Source organism: Vibrio sp. 1557 (genome assembly GCF_033340175.1).
Taxonomy (GTDB): Bacteria; Pseudomonadota; Gammaproteobacteria; order Enterobacterales; family Vibrionaceae; genus Vibrio; species Vibrio alginolyticus.
Window position 1 is genome coordinate 16,188 of sequence record NZ_JAWOVZ010000001.1, and the last position, 17,087, is coordinate 33,274.

The 17,087-nt window shown below is 45.1% G+C and carries 16 protein-coding genes; 9 read left to right on the forward strand and 7 right to left on the reverse strand.

The annotated features are described in order from the left end of the window. The 8 genes from R7070_RS00090 (at window position 1) to R7070_RS00125 (ending at window position 6,451) form a co-directional block, all read left to right on the forward strand. Complete coding sequence (locus R7070_RS00090; RefSeq protein WP_005374252.1) at window positions 1–831, forward strand: DUF4198 domain-containing protein; 831 nt, start codon at window positions 1–3, stop codon at window positions 829–831. 42 nt (window positions 832–873) lie between these two features. Continuing rightward, the gene (locus R7070_RS00095) at window positions 874–1,194 is read left to right on the forward strand and encodes a hypothetical protein (RefSeq protein WP_005374251.1); all 321 of its coding nucleotides are present in this window, start codon (window positions 874–876) and stop codon (window positions 1,192–1,194) included. Further along, window positions 1,191–1,742, forward strand: a complete 552-nt coding sequence (locus R7070_RS00100; RefSeq protein ID WP_005374250.1) for a DUF6162 family protein — start codon at window positions 1,191–1,193, stop codon at window positions 1,740–1,742. Before R7070_RS00095 ends, R7070_RS00100 begins: the two co-directional genes overlap by 4 nt. A 22-nt stretch (window positions 1,743–1,764) precedes the next feature. Beyond that, a complete protein-coding gene (locus R7070_RS00105; protein WP_005374249.1) occupies window positions 1,765–2,691 on the forward strand; it encodes a metal ABC transporter solute-binding protein, Zn/Mn family in 927 nt (308 codons plus the stop codon). Next, on the forward strand, window positions 2,691–3,419 hold the full coding sequence (locus tag R7070_RS00110) for a metal ABC transporter ATP-binding protein (protein WP_017635536.1): 729 nt from the start codon (window positions 2,691–2,693) through the stop codon (window positions 3,417–3,419). Before R7070_RS00105 ends, R7070_RS00110 begins: the two co-directional genes overlap by 1 nt. Beyond that, a complete protein-coding gene (locus R7070_RS00115) occupies window positions 3,419–4,294 on the forward strand; it encodes a metal ABC transporter permease (RefSeq protein WP_005393560.1) in 876 nt (291 codons plus the stop codon). Before R7070_RS00110 ends, R7070_RS00115 begins: the two co-directional genes overlap by 1 nt. Before the next feature lie 22 nt (window positions 4,295–4,316). Next, window positions 4,317–5,186, forward strand: coding sequence for a metal ABC transporter solute-binding protein, Zn/Mn family (locus R7070_RS00120; protein ID WP_025768065.1), 870 nt, complete (start codon window positions 4,317–4,319; stop codon window positions 5,184–5,186). Between the two features lie 215 nt (window positions 5,187–5,401). Then, window positions 5,402–6,451, forward strand: a complete 1,050-nt coding sequence (locus R7070_RS00125) for a porin (RefSeq protein ID WP_005374238.1) — start codon at window positions 5,402–5,404, stop codon at window positions 6,449–6,451. A gap of 218 nt (window positions 6,452–6,669) precedes the next feature. Here the strand turns inward: R7070_RS00125 and R7070_RS00130 are convergent, their stop codons facing one another. The 4 genes from R7070_RS00130 to speA all read right to left on the reverse strand — a co-directional run bounded on the left by R7070_RS00130 (window position 6,670) and on the right by speA (window position 13,595). Continuing rightward, entirely contained in the window at window positions 6,670–8,835 is a 2,166-nt protein-coding gene (locus R7070_RS00130; RefSeq protein WP_082240176.1) for a S9 family peptidase, read from the reverse strand. A 310-nt stretch (window positions 8,836–9,145) separates the two neighbouring features. Then, window positions 9,146–10,351: a multidrug efflux MFS transporter EmrD gene (emrD, locus tag R7070_RS00135; RefSeq protein WP_138939801.1), complete on the reverse strand. Its 1,206-nt coding sequence runs from the start codon at window positions 10,349–10,351 to the stop codon at window positions 9,146–9,148. A gap of 411 nt (window positions 10,352–10,762) precedes the next feature. Beyond that, the gene (gene speB, locus R7070_RS00140) at window positions 10,763–11,683 is read right to left on the reverse strand and encodes an agmatinase (protein WP_005374233.1); all 921 of its coding nucleotides are present in this window, start codon (window positions 11,681–11,683) and stop codon (window positions 10,763–10,765) included. A gap of 1 nt (window position 11,684) precedes the next feature. Then, entirely contained in the window at window positions 11,685–13,595 is a 1,911-nt protein-coding gene (gene speA, locus R7070_RS00145; protein ID WP_031778854.1) for an arginine decarboxylase, read from the reverse strand. Between the two features lie 323 nt (window positions 13,596–13,918). On the opposite strand from speA, the gene R7070_RS00150 reads away from it, so the two are divergent. Beyond that, window positions 13,919–14,644 (forward strand): MBL fold metallo-hydrolase, encoded by a 726-nt coding sequence (locus tag R7070_RS00150; protein WP_054574596.1) that lies wholly within the window; start codon window positions 13,919–13,921, stop codon window positions 14,642–14,644. A gap of 66 nt (window positions 14,645–14,710) precedes the next feature. On the opposite strand, the gene R7070_RS00155 is transcribed toward R7070_RS00150, so the two are convergent. The 3 genes from R7070_RS00155 to R7070_RS00165 all read right to left on the reverse strand — a co-directional run bounded on the left by R7070_RS00155 (window position 14,711) and on the right by R7070_RS00165 (window position 17,054). Beyond that, complete coding sequence (locus R7070_RS00155) at window positions 14,711–15,139, reverse strand: ATP-dependent zinc protease (RefSeq protein WP_005384193.1); 429 nt, start codon at window positions 15,137–15,139, stop codon at window positions 14,711–14,713. Between the two features lie 65 nt (window positions 15,140–15,204). Continuing rightward, window positions 15,205–16,110 carry a 30S ribosomal protein S6--L-glutamate ligase gene (gene rimK / locus R7070_RS00160; protein ID WP_005374224.1) on the reverse strand — a complete coding sequence of 302 codons (906 nt, stop codon included), beginning with the start codon at window positions 16,108–16,110 and terminating at the stop codon, window positions 15,205–15,207. Between the two features lie 329 nt (window positions 16,111–16,439). Beyond that, window positions 16,440–17,054 (reverse strand): TetR/AcrR family transcriptional regulator, encoded by a 615-nt coding sequence (locus R7070_RS00165; protein WP_025768062.1) that lies wholly within the window; start codon window positions 17,052–17,054, stop codon window positions 16,440–16,442. Window positions 17,055–17,087 lie beyond the last annotated feature (33 nt).

Consider the following 17,087-nt stretch of genomic DNA (forward strand, 5'->3'; position numbering starts at 1 on the left):
ATGAAAACCAAAATGAAAGCAGTGGCATTGGCGAGTGTAATGGCAATGGGATTGGCTGTAACCACCACCGCACAAGCACATCCACGTTGGGTTCTGCCCTCTCACTTTACGGTTTCTAAAGAAGGCGGTGACTGGCTGACATTTGATGTTACTGCCTCTCACGGAACGTTTGTTTTTGATAAGCCTGCGGGTAGTGATCAGGCATTTGTGGTGATGCCGGATGGTCGCTCTGAGCGTCCTAACTTTGTTGTTCGTGGCAAGCGTCGCTCTATGTTTGATTTCTTTTTTACAGAAGAAGGCACGCACAAAGTCGCGATTAATAATCAGCCGAGCTACTACACACAATACAAAGCGGGCCGTCGTGATACGGTGAAATGGGCGCGAGCAAACAAAGCTGAGCGTGGTGACGTGCTTCCTGAGCAAGCGCGTGATGTGGTTACTCAACTAAGTTACACCCGAGCAGAAAGCTACATTACGGTTGGTATGCCAACGGACAAAGCGTTGGAGATTGAAGGCAAAATGCTGGAGATGAAACCGATCACGCATCCATCGGACATCATTGAAGGTGAGCCTGTGACTTTCCAGTTTTTCTTTAACGGAGAGCCACAAGAGGGCGTTACTGCTGAGATTACACGTGAAGGTACCATGTACCGAAACCATCAAGAACAAATCGATGTGGTGAGCGATAAAGATGGCAAAGTGATCTTCACGCCAGAAGTCGCCGGGCGCTACTTAATGAAAGCGAACTACAAAGGTGAATTAAAAGATAATCCATTGGCGGATAAAGCGAGTGCCAATGTTCACCTTACGTTTGAAACTCAACTTAACTAATCGAATTAGGCTCAGTAATTGCTGGGCCATTTTGGAATTATCATGAATAACACTTCTCTTCTAAAAGCGGTTTTGCTTTTTTCTGGATTTGCGTCCTTTCACGCTGCTGCACATTTTCCTCTGATGAGCTGTCACTTGGCGCAAGATAAAGTGATTTGTGAAGCGGGCTACTCGGATGGATCGACAGCGGTCGACTACGATGTCGAAATGTACGATTACGACGACAATCTGATCGCCAAAGAAAAAACAGATAAGCGTTCCATCGCAGAATTTACTCACCCTGAAACAGATTTCTATTTGGTATTTGATGCCGGACATGAAAGCCCGGTGGAAGTGGATATCGTTGAGCTGAAAGAGAAATGAGTGTACAGAAAGTTCGCCCTGATGATGGTAACCGAGAAGGAAAGTGGGTCGCACTGACAATCGCAGCAATTCTCAGTTCAGCAGCCATACTTATGCCCTACCATCAGGTCGCGACTGAAAAGCCAGACATGCAGTCTCATCAAGTGTTAATCACGGATTTACATCAAAATGAGTTGGGGTTGATCGCTGAGCTTAAGCTCGCTCATGAAGAGATTCGTGATTTGCAGTTAGATACCGGAACTTGGCCTGAGATCTCTGATATGGAGGTGCTTTGGATTGCTCCGTTCGTGAAAGACCAAAACTGGAAGCGTAAAGGTTCTCATCAGTGGCAACGAATTGATGACGGTGTCTACATTGGCGTGAAGACCAGTGCCCAAGGCTCTGCTTCCATGCTGTTGGATAGCCGCAGTTCTCAAGCTGATATTTGGTTTAATGATTCTAGCCGTTCGTTAAATGTGGAGGGACTAAGCGATCTAGCTAAACGCCACGATTTCGGGTGGAAACAAATCGTTCTGTCAGACTCTTCCTCTCATTCTCACGCCCATTAAGACAACATAATTGATAAGTACTATGATCAAACGCTCTCTTTTACGTCGTATTCTTACAGCCACCGCGTTATTGACGGTGTCTTCTACTGGCTTTGCTGCCGATAAACTCAGTATTGGTATTACGCTTCAACCTTATTACAGCTATGTTAAAGCCGTTGTTGGTGAGAAGGCGGACATCGTTCCTTTGGTTGATGCTGGTTTTAATCCTCACAACTATTTGCCACAACCTAATGATCTTAAGCGCTTAAATGAAATGGACGTAATAGTGATCAATGGTATTGGTCATGACGATTTTGCACTGAAAGTGATCAAGGCTTCTCAGCGTGATGATCTCGTGGTTATAGAAGCGAACAAAGAAGTGCCTTTATTGCCCGCTATGGGGCAGTCTGTTGGTCAAGGAGCAGTGAACCCTCACACCTTTGTCGGTCTATCAACAACCATTCAAAAGGTTTACACCATCGCGAGTGAGCTAAGCCAATTGGACCCAGACAATGCTACGTTCTATCGCCAAAATGCTCGTAAATACGCGAAAACATTTCGCCTGATGAAGCGTGATGCAATGTTGTCTCTTGGTGAGTTGGACACGGCTGGTATGAAGGTGGCGACAACCCACAATGCTTACGGATATATCCTTCAGGAGTTTGGTGTTGACGTTGCCGCTGTCATTGAGCCTGCTCATGGTGTAGAACCAAGTGCAAGTCAGCTACAGGAAACGATAGAGAAAATTCGTGAATCGGGCATTGATGTTCTGTTTTATGAGCTCAATATGCCGAATCGCTTTGTTGATACCATCGAAGAGGCGACCGGGGTGCAGCTTTATCGCTTTTCTCACATGACTCACGGTGAGTATGAGGCTGATAAAGTCGAGGTTGAGATGCGAGATAATGTGGAAACACTAATCGAAGCCATGAAATTTGTGGCGAGTAAGCGAGCAGGGGAAAAGGCGTGATGACTGGACCTTCCGTTTCCTTAAGTAACGTGGGCCTAAAATACGCCGACAATATCATTTTGCAGAACATCAGCGCCGAATTCGAGAACGCGAAATGTCACGTGATTATGGGACCGAACGGCGGTGGTAAAACCTCTTTGCTTCGTTCGGTACTTGGACTCACGCCATTTTCGGGAAACATAGCGCTCAATTGGCCAGAACCATCAGCTGCATCGGGGAAGATAGGGTATGTGCCACAAAAAGCGATGTTTGAAGCAAGCCTCCCGTTAACCGTGATGGATTTTGTACTGCTTAACCAAACCCGTATCCCTCTATTTTGGCGACGTAAAACGAAACAAACTCAACATGCCCTGGCCCAGCTGGATCGCGTGGGTATGGCAACGCGTAGCGACCGTCGTATGGGGCAACTCTCTGGCGGTGAGCAACAGCGTGTTTTGTTTGCGCAAGCTTTACTGGATGAGCCCAATTTATTGGTTTTAGACGAACCTACAACTGGCATGGATGAGCAAGGTGTTCGATATCTTGAAGGTTTGATTCATGAAGTCGTTGGAGAAGGCAAAACGGTACTGGCAGTACACCATGACGTGACCGCAGTGCGCCGTTTAGATGCGCAGGTCCATGTTGTAAATCGTCAAATTGTGGCGTCAGGGCACCATTCAGATGTACTAAGTCCTGATCGTATAGAAACATTATTCAAGCACTACACAGCAAAAGTGGAGGCTGCATAATGGATTGGTTGCGAGAGTTAGCGGTTAGCGGCGTTGAAGCTGGATGGTTAAGCGATAGCTTTTCTTATGCTTTCATGGTGAACGCAATTGTTGCAGCGCTGATATTAGGACCATTACTTGGTGGTCTTGGTACATTAGTCATCGCCAAGCGACTGGCTTTTTTCTCTGAAGCGGTTGGGCATGCTGCGCTTACCGGAATCGCGATTGGTGTGTTGCTCGGTGAGCCGCCAGAGAATCCGATCATCGGATTGTTTAGCTTTTGTATGATTTTTGCGCTGTTGCTTCACTTTGTTCGTAATCGTACGAATGTACCTTACGACACACTGGTTGGGGTTTTTCTTGCACTAGCGTTAGCGGTTGGTGCTGCGCTGTTAATGTACGTTGCTCGCAAGATCAACATTCACATGTTGGAGAACGTGTTGTTTGGCTCGATCTTGACTGTGACGGACAACGATATCCTTATTTTAGCGATCAGTTGTTTGATCATATTACTGCTTCTTATTCCAACGTTTAACCGCATTTTGCTGACTTGTATTAGCCCGGATATTGCACGTGTACGCGGCTTTAATACCAGCTTTTATGATTACTTATTTGTCATGATGATCACCTTGGTCACCATCGCCGCGGTAAAGATTATTGGCGCTGTATTGGTTGGTGCATTGCTACTGATTCCTGGTGCAACGGCTCGGTTATTGACTAAACGCATGGGCAGTTTTGTTCTCCTTTCTTCTTTATTGGCAACCATTGCGTGTTTAGTAGGAACCATACTGCCGATGGAGCTTGAGCTACCAGTGCCATCAGGCGCATCCATCATCATTGTTTCTGCGGCATTTTTCCTAACAGCAACGGTTTACCGAATTATCCAAAAAGCGTAACCCTTTTTATAAAGTAATGAACATGAAGATAAAAAAATTAGCGATAACTTTTGGTTTGGTTATAGCGACAACACTTCCATCGTTGGCAAGCGCCAAAGACATTTTAACCAGCACTCCCGTCACGTACATGTTGTCTGAGCAACTCATGAAAGGTACAGGGATAGAGACTCAGTATCTGCCTCCAAAGCGTTACGGCGTTGAGCGTCTTGAGAACTGGTTCGCAAATAAAGGTACAGAGCAAGTTAAGCAAGCGGGTCAAGCCGCGACGGTTGCTATTACTCTTGGTGCGATTTGGAAACAAGACCCGACTTATGTTTACGCTCGACAGGGCAACATTCACTTGATTGAAATCGATGCATCGCAGGCCATTTCTCCTAGAGCTCAAGGAGTTGCAGTACTGACATTGGAAAACGGGTCAACATCGAAGTACGCATGGCTGAACCCTACAAACTTAATCCGAATGGCGGGTATTGTTGGAGAGGATCTACAACGTGTATATCCTGAACACCAAAAGACGATTCAAACGAATCAACAGGCTCTTATGCTCAATGTGCGTGAACTGATCAACCAACAACAGGCAGAGATCTTCGATAAAGGCATCGATTCAGTGGTACTGATGAGTGAGTCACTAGAGGACTTTGCCTCTGGCAACCAATTGTTTGTGGTTGGGCGCGAATTTAAGCCGGAACTCGAGTGGACAGAAGAAGACAAATTATCTTTAAAAGCTCAGTTTGAACAAGATAAAACGCTATGGTTAGTGACGGATAAACGACCGTCGAAAACCTTGACATCGCTTATTAAACCGAGCCGCATACTGCAAATTGATGTTATTGACCGCTGGGGCAGTAAGGGTATCAAAACTGAGAAGCCACTCGCACGTTGGGAGATGTGACACGTAAAAAGCCACAAATTTTATGATGGGGAATGAAAAGTTCCCTATTTTTTTGTGACTAAGTTCAAAATGTGAGCATTAATACCACTGGTTGCATAAGAAAGTGTTTGTTTCATTTCTATTTCATTACTACTTTGTTATGTGTTCGTTGCGATTGATTCGGATTTAATCTGTTTCTAAGCGAACCGGTACAAACAACTATACGGATGTTAACAATGAAAATGAAAACTCTAGCCGTTGCAGTGGCGGCACTAGCATGTGGTTCACAGGCCTTCGCAGCAGAAGTTTACAACAGCGATGGTACATCTTTATCGATCGGCGGTCACGTTTCAGTTGGCGTGGGTGAGTATTTCGAAGAAGAAGTAAAAGTTCACCAAGTGTCTCCACGTATCAATGTTGCGGGCAAGAAAGACATTGGCAACGGTATCACTATCGACGCTAAAGGCGAATGGGCACTTAACTACCTAAATGGTGGTAGCCAGTCGTTTTCAACTCGTTTGGGCTACATCGGCGCGACCCACCAGCAGTTTGGCCGTTTAGTGGGAGGTACACAGTGGTCTCCGTACTACGATGTCGCTGGCGTTGCGGATCTACCAATCGCGTTCGCGAACGACTTTTTGTACGACAATCACAACAATCTAGGTACTGGTCGTGCTGAAAAAATGATCAGCTACCGTAAAAGCTTTGAGTTTGGCGAAGGTTTTGCTTTCAACCTAGGTCTTGGTTGGCAAGGTGAAAATGATGATAGAGGCCTATCATTACAACAAAACCCTAACACAGGTCTTCCAGAATACGTTTCTAAAGGCAGCAAGTATGACCAACGTGGTCAAATCGCACTGAGCGGCTCTGTTGCGGGCTTTGGTCTAGGCTACGTATACAGCGGCGGTGATGTTGAGAATTCTGGTCTAGGTACTAAAACTGCTGAATCACACCTTGTTTCTGTAAATTACGGTGAGTATGGCTCTGGTCTGTACGCAGCTGTTGTATACGGCATGAACGAATACTTCTACGAGATGCGTGAAGAAACTACTCAGATTGAGGGCCTACTAGCGTACGGAGTCAACAATTGGACGTTCAGCGTTAACTACGAAGGTGTAGAAGACGACAAAGACAACAAGACAGTTTCAAGCGAAACTGCGCTACAAGCAGAGTACGCAGTAACTCCTGCATTCGTTACTTTCGCTGGTTACCAGTTTGACCTAGGTAACGACTACAACAATGAAGAGAACGACTACTGGACTCTAGGTGCTCGTTACTACTTCTAATAAATAGGCCAGTTTCTACTGCCTAAACACATTTATTGTGTTAACGCCTACTCGTTGTGAGTAGGCGTTTTTCTTTCTGCTATCCTTTGGCTATAAGAGACGCTAGTCATTCTGTGCTTAGGTAACCCCACTCTTTGTTTAGAGAGTGCGTCTATAAAAAATGCCCGCAACTTGCGGGCATTTTTGTTGTTAGAAGAGATGCAGTTCTATTAATACGCTTATTTTTTATCGAGTAAATCGAGGAAGAAGGCATACTCTAGCGCATCTTCTTTTAAGCGCTTAAATCGACCAGATGCGCCGCCGTGTCCGGCTTCCATATCGGTTTTGAACAACAAGACGTTATCGTCTGTCTTCATTTCACGAAGTTTGGCGACCCACTTCATTGGTTCAAAGTACTGTACTTGAGAGTCGTGCAAGCCAGTCGTTACCAACATGTTCGGGTAGTTTTGCGCCTTGATGTTGTCGTAAGGCGAGTAACTCAACATATAGTCATAGTATGTTTTGTTATTTGGGTTACCCCATTCATCATACTCATTGGTGGTCAATGGAATCGATTCATCGAGCATGGTGGTTACCACGTCCACAAACGGAACATGTGCACCGATACCGCGGTACAGTTCTGGTGCTTGGTTGATGATAGCCCCCATTAAGAGACCTCCTGCAGAGCCACCAACAGCGAAGACTTTATCTTTCGCGCCGTAGCCTTGTTCAACCAAACCTTTAGTCACATCAATAAAGTCGTTGAATGTGTTTTGCTTGGTTAGTTTTTTACCGTCTTCATACCAAGGGCGGCCAAGCATTTCAGATCCACGAATATGAGCAATGGCGTAAACAAAGCCGCGATCCAATAGACTCAAACGTGTCGAGCGGAAAGTTGGCTCAATGGTTGCGCCATAAGACCCATAACCATATTGGTAGAGTGGATTCGTACCATCTTTCTTAAATAAGTCTTTACGATACACCAAAGAAACGGGTACTTCTTTACCGTCACGGGCTGTGACCATGATGCGTTCTGATTGGTAATTGTCAGGATTAAAATCACCAAGTACAGGTGTTTGCTTCATGATTTCTGACCCGCCCGTTGTTAGATCGAAATCGTAGTAGGTTCCTGGAGTGGTTAAACTGCTGTAATAAATACGAACTTTCTCGTTATCCAGCTCTAGGTTACCTGTCAAATAGGCAGCAAACGCATCGTCATTAAATGTGAGGGGGAATTCTTTTCCTGTTGAAAGCTGACGTACAGTGACGCTTGCTAGGCCGTTAGAGCGCTGCTCATAGACGATGTGATCATCGAATAACTCGAAGTCGACAAGTTGAGTGTTGTCGTCTGCGGCAATCACATCTTGCCATTTAGAGCGGTCATGTATGTCATTTTGATGAACTTTCATCAAACGGAAGTTGACGGCTTGATAGTTAGTATAAATGTAGTACCAATCGCCTAGCTTAGAAATACTGTATTCAATGCCATCTTCGCGAGGATAGAACGGTTTCGCCTTTGCTTTAGGGTTGTTCGCATCAATGATAGAGACCCCACTGGTTTCTGTACTCGAATGCCAGATATAAATATCTTCGCCATCTTTGCTTTTGCTTAGTGAGGTGTAATAGGCGCTGTCGGTTTCCTCAAAAATCAGCTCATCGTTGCTTTGTGGTGTGCCCAATACATGACGATAAACTTGGTAGCCCAATAAGGTCTGAGGATCTTTTTTGATGTAGTAAAAGGCGTTGTTATCGTTCTGCCATGCGACAGCGCTTGAGGCCCCTTCGATTTCATCTTGTAGGTAATTGCCTGTTGTCAGGTCTTTGATCTTAAGGGTGTACACGCGGCGGCTTAATGTGTCTTCGCCATACGCCAATAAGTTTTCATTCGGACTAACGTATAGGCCGCCGATACTGAAAAATTCATGTTCTTTTGCTAGTTCATTGACATCTAAAATGATTTGTTTGTCTTTGCCTGCAAAGTCTTTAGCTCGCAAATGGACTTCGTACTCGTTATCTCCGGTCACTTCACTGGAGTAGAAGTAGTTGCCTTTACGAACCGGTACTGAGTTGTCGTCTTTTGCGATACGCCCTTTAATTTCTTCAAATAGCGTATCTTGAAATGTTTCAGTGTGCTTTAGAACGGTTTCTGCGTACTGATTTTCTTTCTCTAGGTGCTGTAAAATTTCAGGGTCTTTACGTTCGTCGTCACGCATCCAGTAGTAGTTATCAACGCGGGTATCGCCATGAATAGTCATCGCGTGAGGGACTTTTTTCGCAACCGGAGCTTGAGTTTGTTGAGCAACGATCTGTGTTTGGGAGTATTGAGTCATGCTGGGGATTCCTTGATTGCTGCATCCGGCGACAAGCGCGACCGAGACGGCCAACGTAGTTAAAGTGAAACGCATCTGATTTTATCCTTATTGTACACCCAAGTGGCCTCATCCTGAGGGCTGGGCTTTCATTTTGTTAGTGGTTTTCAGTTGTCCATTCTTTGTTATGGGGTATGCCGAAAAAGTGAGAATCCTCAATATTTTCGAGTTGGCTACTCAATTTGAAGGAAGCTGAAAACACATTGTGTAAGCAGCTGTTATTTTTAACAAATATCAATTCGAAAGTTAAATCATTCTCATCGGGAAATCGATATAGTGTGATATGAAAAAAGGGACACACTTGTTGAGTGTGTCCCTTTGGATTTTGAAAGTAAGCTGATAATGATCAGATAACTTGCGGTACTTCGTTTGAGTGATTGTGTGCTCGATTCACCCACATTAACCCAAGCATTGCAATTACCGACATTGCCATCATCATAATGCCCAAAGGCATCTGGTTATGCGCTGGAAATAGTGACGCGAGCAAAGTTGCGACACCTGCCCCCAAGTTTTGCATGCCACCCAATGTCGCGCCTGCTGTTCCTGCATGGTATGGGAATGGCGCAATCGCTCCAGTTGTTGCTGCTGGGAAGAGAATACCCGCACCCAAAAAGTACACGGTTGCGCCTCCAACTAGCGTTAACGCCGTGGTCAAACCAAACAAGCCTGGGATGAGCACAATAGCAGAGCCCACAAAAATAGAGACCAAGCCTACGTTTAAAGCACGACGCTCAGAGCGACGTCTTGCGATGTAGCTAGATAAGCCCGCACCCACCAAGTAACCTGGGATCGGCAATATAAACAGCAAACTTACCGTTGTTGCAGGTAATTCTAATACCCCACCTAACAACACCCCAGCCGCCGCTTCGAATACACCTACACCAGCGAATGTTGCAACCAGGCAAATCAAAAAGCCTTGAAAGCGACGGTCAGACAAAACGTGTTTGTAGCTTTTGGCTACTGGTTCGAATTTGCGTTTCTCTTTTGGTAGCGTCTCCATCATGCTTGTCATCATGGTGATCACAACCGCGATAGCAAATAGCGCTAAGAACAAGTAGCTCGACCGCCATCCGAAAGCTTCTGTTAGGTAACCGCCTAATACTGGTGCCATTAATGGTGAGAAAATCACACACATGCTAATTAAGCTGTTTGCTCTGTGTAGATCAGAGCCTTCAAAGCAATCGCGAGTCAGAGTGCGTGACATCGCACCGCCGCAGCCAATACCTAAGCCTTGGATAAAGCTACCAATCAAGAACCATTCAAATTGATGTGCAAATAATGCCACCAGTGTACCCGCGATGTAGATAAGCAGCCCGACGATGATGATCGGTTTGCGTCCCAAGCGGTCCGATAGTGTGCCATACGCAAATTGCGACAAGCCATATGGGATTAGGTAACAAGCCATCACAGCTTGAAGTGATGACGCAGATACCAAAAACTCGCCCGCCATATGACCGATTGAAGGCACGTACATTGTCTGGGTCATTTGACCCACGGCAGTCAATATAGCGATTAAAAAGGTAAGTTTCGCTAATGGAAACGAAGCAGACATTTGCGTATCTCTCCAAAAAATTTAAGACGTAAAAACCCTTAGCACTCTTTTACAGAGTGCTAACTGAATTCTTGTGTTGCGGGGGGTATTTGCGCGAGATAATAGTGCTTGCTTGTATAATTAGCAATCGAAAAGTGTGAAGTTGAGCAAGATAAAAATCTATGATTTCAATTAGAAAAACTAATCCGATTTTGTTTTCAAAAAGCGGTGCATTTCTTTGTCTAATTACGTTAAATTTTTTTACTTTTCGTGAATAGAATGAGCCTTATAGGTAACTGGTTTTAATGGTTAAAGTGCAAAAATAAAGCGTCTGATCGGTTGAGGTGAGTTCAAGATGAAACGAGTGAATAAAAGGTAGAGGAAAGCATCAGAAAGAAAAGGGAGCCGAAGCTCCCTTAGAAATGATTATGTCTATTCGCGCTCAGATGCGTATGCGTAAAGCATTTCTAGTGCGATGGTTGCTCCCGCTAGTGCGGTAACATCACTGTGGTCGTATGGAGGCGATACTTCGACAACATCCATACCCACGATATTCATGCCGGCTAAACCACGAATAATTTTCAGCGCTTTGTCTGAGTTCAAGCCACCACAAACTGGTGTACCAGTTCCCGGTGCGAAGGCCGGGTCTAAGCAGTCGATGTCAAAAGTGACATATACTGGCTTGTCTGCGACGGTGCGACGAATTTCTTCTAGGATCTCGTTCACCGACATGTCATTCGCTTGCATCGCATTAATCACATTGAAGCCGTGATCTTGCTGTTTGTACTCCGTACGAATGCCGATTTGTATTGAGTTCTTCGCTGAGATCAAACCTTCTTTCGGCGCATGGTAGAACATCGTACCGTGGTCGTATGAACTGCCATTTGCATAGGTGTCCGTATGAGCATCAAAGTGAATCAACGCCATTTGGCCATGATGCTTCGCATAGGCACGCAGGATAGGTAGCGTAATGAAGTGGTCACCGCCCAATCCCAACATGGTTTTACCACTTTTTAGAATTTCACTGGTTGCCGCTTCAAGGCGGTAAGTAAAATCTTCCGCATCACCGCAATCGAACACGAGATCACCTGCGTCGATCACTTTCAGTTTATCCAATACGTTGAAGCTCCAAGGGAACTTCTTACCTTCCCATGCCAAGTTGACTGAGGCACGGCGAATTGCATCTGGACCCATACGCGCACCTGGACGCCCAGATGTTGCCATGTCCAGAGGGACTCCCAACACCACAACGTCTGCGTCTGCCGATACCGGGTTACGAATGTACGGCAGACGTAAAAACGACATAGAGTTGGAGTAAAGCGAATAATCAGTTTTAGTAAACAAATCATTCATATCAGAAGTCCTCTAAATAGGTGTATCCTGCTAGACCTTGTTCTAGTTCTGCTAGGATTTGTGCTTGTTCATTGGCTTCAACTCGCTGTGAAACCAATTGTTTATAATTGTCACGAATCGCATCCACGTCGATATGAACGTAGCGCATCATGTCTTCTACACTATCACCTTCGTTGATGTAACTGATCTCAAATTGACCATGTTCATCAACATTGACTACAGCACTGTGGGTATCACCAAATAGGTTGTGCATGTCACCAAGGATTTCTTGGTATGCGCCTACTAGGAAAAAGCCCATTAAGTACGGTTTGTCTTTGCTCCAAGCTGGTACAGGTAGCGTGCTCTCGATGCCTTGACCATCAACGTAGTGATCGATCGCGCCATCAGAGTCACATGTGATGTCCAACATCACTGCACGACGTTCTTCCGCCTCGCCAAGACCAGAAAGTGGCAGAACAGGGAACACCTGATCAATACCCCAAGCATCTGGTAGAGATTGGAAGAGAGAGAAGTTCACGAAGAACTTATCCGCAAGACGTTCGCTCAACTCGTCCAGAATCGGACGGTGGAAGCGATTCTTAGTGCTCATCTTTCGGCTTAATTCGAAGTAAATGCGCAGTGACAATTGTTCTGCCCACGCACGTTGTTCCAAGTTAAGCACACCTGTAGCAAATTGAGAGTGCACTTCTGCCAAATCACTTTGGGTATCATTGTAAATCTCAATTAACGCACGAGCGTCTGTACCATCTTGCAAGTTTTCCCAGTTTCGCCACATGTTTTGTAGCAAAAGCGGAGCGTCCTCATCAAGCTCATGTACTTCTTCCGGTAGGTACGACTCGGTACCAATTACGTTAGAAATCAATACAGCGTGGTGCGCTGTTAGCGAGCGACCCGATTCCGAAATGATCACTGGCATTGGTTGTTCGTATTGCAGACACACATCGCCCACTGTGTTCACAATATTACGTGCGTATTCTGCAAGGCCGTAGTTCATCGAATTCGATGATTGGCTGCGTGTGCCGTCATAATCCACTGCCAAGCCGCCGCCCACATCGAAGTACTCGATGTTTGCACCGAGTGCGCGTAGTTCGCAGTAGAAACGTGCAGACTCGTTCACACCATTGCGTACATCACGGATGTTTGCCATCTGTGAACCAAGGTGGAAGTGAACCAGTTGCATCGCGTCTAGGTTGCCTTCGCGTTTAAGACGTTCAATAACGCTAAGCACTTGCGATGCTGATAAACCAAACTTCGATTTTTCACCGCCACTTGCTTGCCATTTCCCTGCGCCTTGAGAGGCGAGGCGAATGCGTAAACCAAGGCGCGGTTTTACGCCCAAACTTTTCGCTTCTTCTAGTACCAGATCCAGCTCAGAAAGCTTCTCTAGTACGATGAATACCTTGTGACCCAGCTTTTCACCGATCAGTGCAAGACGCACATACTCACGGTCTTTGTAGCCATTACACACGATTACGGAGCTACCTTGTTGAGCCAATGCAAGTACCGCCAACAATTCTGGCTTGCTACCCGCTTCAAGACCAAGCTGCTTGGTTTCTAGTTGAGCTTGGCTCGCTAGAATTTCATCCACCACTTCACGTTGTTGGTTTACTTTAATTGGGTACACCAACAAGTATTTGTTTGGATATTGGTATTCTTCAATTGCTTGGTTGAATGCGTGGCAAATACCATGCACACGTTGGTGCACGATTTGCGGGAAGCGTACTAATACAGGCAGATTTAACTGCTTCGCTTCTAGCTCATTTACAATAGCGCTGAAAGGGATTTGATGTGCACGATCACTACGTGGTGATACATATACTTCGCCTTGGTCATCAATGCCGTAGAAACCTTGGCTCCAGTAGTGAACGTTGTAGTCCGCGCGGATGCGGTCTAATTTAGTTGCTTTTTCCAACTCGATTCTCACAAAAATGTACTTAACTCCTTAATTAATTAGAAGGAAAAGTACAAAAAAGCAAATCATGAGGTATTTACCTCATACCCTGACACGAACTCCGTGTGCGCGCATTAACGGATAAACGGGCCCTTGAGTCTAATGATTAAAATCTATCATCTCGATTATGATTTGTTGTCGTCGCTACGTGTGAATATTTGTTTACCGAAGCATCCATTCTGCTGTTATAGTTGGTCTGACCAGTAAGGATTCGGTCATGAAGCATCTCACTAAAATAAGGACATATTTTGCAGCTGCACAGAATTCAGGGGTACATTCAGACCATGTATCTCGCCGAATATCCCGATAGATTATTGTTGCTTGATGGTGCCAGTCGAGCAGACATTCCTCATCTTAAAGACTTTATTGAACATCAACTCCATCGTCCTTTTTCTGATCTAAAGTTGGTTGTTGTGACCCACATGCATCCAGACCATGCTGGTGGTGCGCACAAACTACGTGACTTAACAGGATGCAAGCTATTGGCCGCAAAGCGAGAGAACCAGTGGTATAGCGGTGTAGACGGTTGGCTAATGCATTTGACCGATTTGATGTTAGCACGCTGGATGGCGAATCGGATGCGTAAACCAAAGCAAAACCTGTGGTATTCCCGCAAGCTAAAGCCAGATATTGAACTTATTGATGGAGAGTTTATTCCTGGATTTGATGATTGGCAGGTGCTAGAAACACTAGGGCATACCGACCGAGATCTGTCGGTTTATCATTCTGAACAAGATGTACTGTATGTGGCGGATTTAATGGTGCAGGTGAAACAGCATCTGATTGCGCCGTTTCCCATATTTCATCCGAATCAATATCGGCAATCATTAAAGCGTGTGTTTGAGATGAATCCGCAATGTTTGCTTTTGGCACATGGGGGAGAAGTGACTTTGGATGAAAAAGCGTATCAGCACATTTTGAATACAGCGCCGACTAAGCCAATGACGCACTGGCGAGTGACAAAAGTTAAAGCGAAGGGATTGTTGTTTGCGTTATTTCGTAGGAAGTAGGCTAAGATAAAGCCAGACGAGTGATGCTCAACAAAAACGTTCGATCACTCATCTGAAGCTACGGGGTTAAGATGCCAATAAGTGAGATTGGCTAGGATCAACCAGCACTTTGTCTGCCATACCCTGACGACCTAACAACATCATGTAAGTCATTTTTTCACGGTTAGTCAACGTAATGTCGATTGGCCATTGTTGGTCGCCCATACGCAGCATCGTTGTGATCACGCAGCGGTGCTCAAAAGTACCGTTAGAAGATTTAACCTTACGGTTTGCTTTTAGTTTCGCTGTGCAGCGAACCACTTGTTCTAAATGGTATACATCTGGGTGCAAATCGAATGCAACATAAGACTGACCATCTTTTTCAAAGCAATCAATATTGTCTACATGTAATGAAGAGGTTTGAGCGCCTGTATCAATACGCGCTTCAAGGTGAGTAATCCCTAACTCTGGCAAGCAAATAGCTTCGGCATTCCCAATGATCATTTTCTGATTCATAGTGTCATCCTAGCGACGAGTAACAAGAGAGCCGGTTTTTGGCTCTCTTGTGCGTTAAACAAAAATCAACCTTTACCGCGAGTACGGTTTGAATTTGGCTTAGCGTTTTTCTCGATAAAATCGAAGATCATACCTGCAATGTTTTTACCCGTTGCTAGTTCGATGCCTTCTAGACCAGGGGAAGAGTTCACTTCCATTACCACTGGGCCATTTTTAGATTGAAGGATATCCACACCACAAAGGTTCAAGCCCATCACTTTCGCTGCATTTACAGCGGTCGCACGCTCTTCTTTGCTCAAACGCACGAGTTGTGCAGAGCCACCACGGTGAAGGTTAGAACGGAACTCGCCTTCTTTTGCTTGGCGCTTCATTGCGGCAATCACCTTATTTCCGACAACAAAACAACGGATGTCCGCGCCTTTTGCTTCTTCGATAAATTCTTGCACCATGATGTTAGCTTTCAAACCCATGAAAGCTTCAATCACGCTTTCTGCCGCTTTATTTGTTTCAGCAAGTACAACACCAATGCCTTGAGTGCCTTCTAGCAATTTAATTACTAGAGGTGCGCCACCAACGTTTTTGATCACGTCCTGAATGTTGTCAGGATGGTGAGCAAAGCCAGTGCGTGGCAAACCGATGCCTTTACGTGATAGCAGTTGCAATGAGCGCAACTTGTCACGAGAGCGGCTGATCGCGACAGATTCGTTGACACAAAATGTACCCATCATTTCAAACTGACGTACAACAGCAGTGCCGTAAAACGTAATAGATGCCCCAATACGTGGAATAACAGCATCGTATTGCGGTAATTCTTCACCCTTGTAGCGGATCTTAGGGTTGTTGCTCGTAATGTCCATATAACAGTGAAGCGTGTCGATCACATCGATTTGATGCCCACGTTCTTCACCCGCCTGTTTTAGGCGCATGGTTGAATATAAATTCTCATTACGAGAGAGAATAGCAATACGCATGGCAATTCCTTAGTAAGTCAGTACCAAATTAAAATATAAGTATAGAGCATAGAATGCAGTAGGCAGGTGATCATGTTATGACATAACCTACTTACTTCAACGATTTAGAATTGTGGTTGAACAACCACGTCGTCAGAGGTGCGCACCTTAGGGCGTTTTTTTGTGAGATGAAAACGAAAAAGCATCGTCGACACGACAAAAATATTTTATCGAACGCTCACGCCTTGCGGTATGAGACTGTCAAGGGTGAGATAAATAAAATTGAGCAAAAATTTCATCGCTTTGTCACGAATTATCGCTTAAAAAAGCGGCCAATTTGACCGCTGTTTTTAGCTGTTTTGATAGTGACTTAAAAAAAGTTCCGCCGTTTGGGTAGCTAACAGCCTAGATTCTTCATTCGACAAAGAGGGGCGAATTCCCATTAACTGCGGCCAGAATGCACTGCCTTTAAGTAAGTTGTGCAATTGAGTGCTTGCTATATGTACATCATCAATTTGCAAAGCGCCACTGTTCGATTTCTCCGTAAGCCAGCGGTACAGGGCGGTTTCCTGTTTCGACATTTGTTCTGCTTGTTCTTTGAGATCTTCTGGCTTAAATAAGAAGTGCCCAAATGCCACTTTTGCCAGCTCAATATAGTTTGGTTCCGTCACCACAATGATCTCGCTGTAGAGTAATTCAATCAATTGATCTTTGAGTGGCAGAGTGGCCAAGCGTTTAATATCGCTTTCCATCATTGACGAACGCCAAAGCTCAGTCAGCAACTCCGTCACGATCGCTTCCTTAGAAGGGAAGTGATTATAGACCGTGCGCTTAGAGACTTGTGCGATTGCAGAGAGCTTATCCATGCTGGTGTTTTGCACCCCAAACTCTTGGAACGCTTGCCTTGCCGCGCACAAGATGGCTTCTCTTTTGGTTTCGCTACGACTTTTTCTTTTTACATTCATAAGCTTGCTAAGTTAAGACGATCATTTCTTGAT